Annotated in this window: 6 protein-coding genes; 1 reads left to right on the top strand and 5 read right to left on the bottom strand. The window is 72.4% G+C overall.

The genetic code is table 11. The annotated features are described in order from the left end of the window. The first annotated feature begins 154 nt into the window (after positions 1-154). A complete protein-coding gene (locus HMPREF0731_RS11815; RefSeq protein ID WP_007004364.1) occupies positions 155-1297 on the top strand; it encodes a glycosyltransferase family 61 protein in 1143 nt (380 codons plus the stop codon). A gap of 40 nt (positions 1298-1337) precedes the next feature. Here the strand turns inward: HMPREF0731_RS11815 and HMPREF0731_RS11820 are convergent, their stop codons facing one another. From HMPREF0731_RS11820 to HMPREF0731_RS11840, 5 genes are all read right to left on the bottom strand, one after another. Next, the gene (locus HMPREF0731_RS11820; protein ID WP_007004365.1) at positions 1338-2519 is read right to left on the bottom strand and encodes a mandelate racemase/muconate lactonizing enzyme family protein; all 1182 of its coding nucleotides are present in this window, start codon (positions 2517-2519) and stop codon (positions 1338-1340) included. Positions 2520-2701: 182 nt separating this feature from the next. Continuing rightward, on the bottom strand, positions 2702-3247 hold the full coding sequence (locus HMPREF0731_RS11825) for a hypothetical protein (RefSeq protein ID WP_040613060.1): 546 nt from the start codon (positions 3245-3247) through the stop codon (positions 2702-2704). Positions 3248-3372: 125 nt separating this feature from the next. Beyond that, the gene (locus HMPREF0731_RS11830; protein WP_007004367.1) at positions 3373-3579 is read right to left on the bottom strand and encodes a heavy-metal-associated domain-containing protein; all 207 of its coding nucleotides are present in this window, start codon (positions 3577-3579) and stop codon (positions 3373-3375) included. Beyond that, positions 3576-3965, bottom strand: a complete 390-nt coding sequence (gene cueR / locus HMPREF0731_RS11835) for a Cu(I)-responsive transcriptional regulator (protein ID WP_007004368.1) — start codon at positions 3963-3965, stop codon at positions 3576-3578. The genes HMPREF0731_RS11830 and cueR overlap by 4 nt, the downstream gene beginning before the upstream one ends. Next, positions 3962-4437, bottom strand: a 476-nt coding sequence (locus HMPREF0731_RS11840; RefSeq protein WP_007004369.1) for an HAD-IC family P-type ATPase, incomplete at its 5' end; no start/stop codon positions are given. The genes cueR and HMPREF0731_RS11840, both read right to left, overlap by 4 nt.

The raw sequence follows: 4437 nt of genomic DNA on the forward strand, positions 1-4437 counted from the left end.
ACCCCGCCTGGCCGCCGCTCGACCGCCCGCCGCCCGGCGACCGGCATGGCGTGCTGCTGGTGGCGCTGCTGCGCGGGGACGAGGCCGTGCCCACCCCCTGGCTGGAGGCGCGGCGGCACGATTTTTCCGGTTTCGCCCTGCTGGTGCGCGCCTGATGCTGCCCGAATCCTGCGCCCTGGCCGGGCTGCACGACCTGCCTTTGCTGGAGGACCTGCCGGCGCTGCTGGCCGCGCCGCGCGGCCGGCTGGATCTGGCGCCGGCGGTGGCGCCGCCCTGGCAGCCCTTCGCCACCTTCCGCCAGGGCGCGGCCCCGGTGGCGCTGGGCCGCATGCCGCAGCGCTTCGGCAACGCGCTGCGCCTGGGCGTCTATTCGGAAGCGGTGATCCTCGGCGGCGGCGCGGTGGTCGACAGCACCGATGGCCGCATGGTGGTGGAGAGCTTCGCCAGCGCCTCGGATTCCGGGCTGGCGGTGCCGCAGCGGCTGGAGGGGGCGCTGTCCCTGCTCGGCCTGCGGCTGGAAAACGAAAAGATCCATCCGCGCCGCCCCTGGCGCCGCCCTGCCCGCCGCATCGAGGGGCCGCTGCTGCACCTGACCTACCGGCCCGACCTCAACTACACGCATTTCATGCTGGAGGTGCTGCCGCGCCTCTACCACTGGCTGCTCTTCCCCGAGCCGCGCCCGCGCCTGCTGGTGTCGGAGCATGTGGCGGCCCGGCTGGCGCCGCTGCTGGCGCTGTATGGCGTGCGCCCGGAGCATCTGGTGCCGGTGGGCGGGCCCGGCGCGCCGCCGGTGGTGGCGGAGCGGCTCTATCTTGGCTCGGCGCCGCTGTGGAAGCATGAGGCGCCGCTGCAGGCGCTGCGCGGCGCGGCGGATCGCTTTCCGGCGGGCGGGCGGCGAATCCGCATCCAGCGGCGCGGCGCCAAGCTGTGGTTCCGCAACCTGCTGAACGAGGCGGAGGTGGCGGCGCTGCTGGACCGCCTCGGCTTCGAGAGCGTGGCGCTGGAGGATTTTTCCCTGTCCGAGCAGGTGGCGCTGTTCCGCAGCGCCGAATGCGTCGCGGGCGTCTATGGCGGCGGGCTGTTCAACACGCTGTTCTGCCGCGCGGGCACCAGGGTGCTGAGCCTGACCTCGCCCGACTACCACCGCTTCGTGCTGGATTCCCTGCCGCCGCCCCTGGCGCTGCGCGGGGCGACGGTGGTGGGCGAATCCTTCACCATGCGGCTCGACGCCAACAACAGCCCCTTCGTCGTGGACATGGACGCGGTGCGCGCCGCCTGCGCCGCGCTGGAACTGTAGCGGCAGCCGGGGCGGGGGAGCCCCCGCCCCGGCCCAGCTGTCAGAGCAGGGTCTTCAGCACGGCATACAGCGCCGATTTGCGCTCGAAGCCGATGCCCGGGCTGTCGGGCAGGCGGATGCGGCTGTCCTCCACCGGCGTATCGTCGGCAAAGCCGCCGAAGGGCGCAAAGACCTCCGGATAGCTCTCATTGCCGCCGAGGCCGAGCCCCACCGCGATGTTCAGCGCGAATTGGTGCCCGCCATGCGGCACGCAGCGGCGCGGCGACCAGCCATGCTGGCCCAGCATCTCCAGCGTGCGCAGATACTCGACCAGGCCGTAGGAGAGGGCAGGGTCGAATTGCAGGATGTCGCGATCCGGCCGCAGCCCGCCATGGCGGATCAGGTTGCGGGCATCCTGCATCGAAAAGAGATTCTCGCCGGTGGCGATGGGGCCGGCGTAATGCTCGGCGAGCGTCGCATGGGTGGCGTAGTCCAGCGGGTCCAGCGGCTCCTCATACCAGCGCAGCCGGTAGGGAGAGAGGGCGGCGCCATAGGCCAGCGCCGCATGCAGGCCGAAGCGGCCATTGACGTCGACGCAGAGGCGCGACCCGTCGCCGCCCAGCAGCTTCAGCACCGCCTCGATGCGCGCCACATCCTCCTTCAGCGCGTCCTTCAGCGGCGTGCCGGGGGCGCCGCCGATCTTCATCTTCACCACCGAATAGCCCAGGCCGAGATAGCGGCGCATCTCCTCGACCAGCGCCTCCACCCCCTTGCCGGGGTAGTAATAGCCGCCGGCGGCGTAGATCCAGGCGCTCTCATCCGCCTGGCCCTGGCGGTAGCGATTGGCCAGCAGCTTCCACAGCGGCACGTCTTCCAGCTTCGCCGCCGCGTCCCACAGCGCCATGTCCAGCACGCCCACGGCCACCGAGCGCTCGCCATGCCCGCCGGGCTTCTCGTTGCGCATCATCGCCGCCCAGGCGCCGGCCGGGTCCAGCGTGCCCTCGGGCGTGGCGAGCAGCGCCTCGGGCGCCTCCAGCAGCCGGGGGATGAAACGCTCCCGCAGCAGGCCGGGCTGGGCGTAGCGGCCATTCGAGTTGAAGCCGAAGCCGGTGGCGCTGCGGCCCTGGCCATCCTCCACCGTGACGGCGACGATGCTCGCCGTCATCTTGGAGAAATCGATATAGGCGTTGGCGATGTCGCTGCTGATCGGCGCGACGCCGTCGCGGATGGCGGTGATGCGCATCGGTCAGGCGGCGCGCGATGGGGTGAGGGGCGGCATGGGCGTGGGTTCCTCCGTCGGCTTGGCGCCACGATAGCGCGCAAGCAGGAGAGGGGAAGTCCACGGGATGACCTGGGCTTGAGGGGGCTTTGCCCCCTCAAACTCCCCCAGCAGGGGACGGGGTCCCCTGCACCCGCCTTCGGTTGTCAGCCTTCGGGGTGCTCCGACAGCCGGGCGAAGGGGCCGTAGAGGTCGCAGAGATCCTGCGTGACGCTCAGCTTGCGGTAGCGCAGCGGCGAATGCGGGTCGTTCGGCTGCACCGCCAGCAGCTGGCGGCCATTCTTGTCCAGGAAGAGGCGATGCGCATAGGCGTCGCCCTTGTGGATGACATAGACATTGCGCGCCTCGGTCGCCGCTTGGCCGAGATCGTCCAGCGCCCAGCGCCGCCAGGTGACCGCCCAGCCCTCCCGCGTGCGGCTGAGCATGCGCGGATCGGCATCGGCATGGCGGGCGAAGAAATCACGGTGCTGCTCGACCAGCGCGGCGAGGTCCTCGCGCAGCCGCGCCTGGATCGGGCTGAGCACCGGCGGCGGTGGCGGCACCAGATGCAGGTCATGCCCGCCATAGCCGGTGAAGCGGGCACGGTTGAAATCCGCCAGCGCCGAGGGCGCGCGGCCGCCCCCGGCGAGCGGCCCGCCCGTCGCCGGCGGTGCGCCGCCGGGCGCCGCGGAACTTTTCCAGGACTGACTCATGCTGCACCCCGCTCCGCCACGGGGCCGCGCCCCGCCCAGGCGACCCTTGTCGCAAAGGCGGGTGAAGAAAGCCTGAAACACGGCGGAGGGCGGCCCGCCAGGGCACGCCGCCAGCGGAAAAGGAATCAGGCGGGCTCGACCGTGTAGCCCTCGGCGGTGATGGCGGCGGCGACCCGCTCGCGCGGCAGGCTGGTGGCGGCGCGCACCGTGCCGCTCGGCAGGTCGACCGACACCTCGGCCCGCGGGTCCTCGGCGCGGATCGCCTCGGTGACGGCGCGCGCGCAATGGCCGCAATCCATGCCGCGCACGGTCAGGGTCAGGGTCTCGCTCATGGCAGTTTCTCCAGCTCGTCGAGGATGGGGCAATCGGGGCGGCCATCGCCGTGGCAATGCGCCGCCAGGTGGCGCAGCGAGCGGGCCATGGCCTGCATGGCCTCGGCCTTGGCCTCCAGCGCCGCGACATGGTCCAGGGCGATGCGCCGCACATCGGCGCTGGCGCGGTGGCGGTCGCGCCACAGCGCCAGCAGGCGGCGCACATCCTCCAGCGGGAAGGCCAGCGCGCGGGCATGGCGGATGAAGCGCAGCACCGCCAGATCGGCCTCGGCATAGTCGCGATAGCCGTTGGAGAGGCGCTGCGGCGCCAGCAGCCCCTCCGCCTCGTAATGCCGGATCATCTTGGCCGAGAGGCCGGAGCGGCGCGCCGCCTCGCCGATATTCATGCCCGTGCCCTCCAGCGCGACAGCAGCAGCGCATTGCCCAGCACCGCGACCGAGGAGAAGGCCATCGCCGCCCCGGCCAGCGCCGGGGAGAGCAGGCCGAACGCCGCCAGCGGAATGCCCAGCGTGTTGAAGCCGAAGGCCCAGGCCAGGTTCTGTCGGATCTTTTTCAGTGTGGCGCGGGTGATGGCGAGGGTGGCGGGCACCAGCGCCGGGTCGGGGCGCAGCAGCACCACCGGCGCGGCGGCGATCGCCACATCCGTGCCGCTGCCCATGGCGATGCCGAGATCGGCGGTGGCCAGCGCCGCCGCGTCATTCACCCCGTCCCCCACCATGGCGACGCGCTGGCCCTCCGCCTGCCAGGCGGCGATGCGCGCCGCCTTCTGCTCCGGCAGCACCCCGGCGGCGATCTCGGCCAGGCCGAGCGCCCCGCCCACGGCGCGCGCCGCCGCCTCCGAATCGCCCGACAGCATGG

This window comes from Pseudoroseomonas cervicalis ATCC 49957, from assembly GCF_000164635.1.
Classification (GTDB): Bacteria; Pseudomonadota; Alphaproteobacteria; order Acetobacterales; family Acetobacteraceae; genus Pseudoroseomonas; species Pseudoroseomonas cervicalis.

Bases quoted from the DNA above. Each gene is read 5' to 3' on its own strand.
- HMPREF0731_RS11820 (WP_007004365.1), bottom strand. From the start codon at position 2,519: ATGCGCATCACCGCCATCCGCGACGGCGTCGCGCCGATCAGCAGCGAC.
- HMPREF0731_RS11815 (WP_007004364.1), top strand. From the start codon at position 155: ATGCTGCCCGAATCCTGCGCCCTGGCCGGGCTGCACGACCTGCCTTTG.
- HMPREF0731_RS11830 (WP_007004367.1), bottom strand. From the start codon at position 3,579: ATGAGCGAGACCCTGACCCTGACCGTGCGCGGCATGGATTGCGGCCAT.
- HMPREF0731_RS11825 (WP_040613060.1), bottom strand. From the start codon at position 3,247: ATGAGTCAGTCCTGGAAAAGTTCCGCGGCGCCCGGCGGCGCACCGCCG.
- cueR (WP_007004368.1), bottom strand. From the start codon at position 3,965: ATGAATATCGGCGAGGCGGCGCGCCGCTCCGGCCTCTCGGCCAAGATG.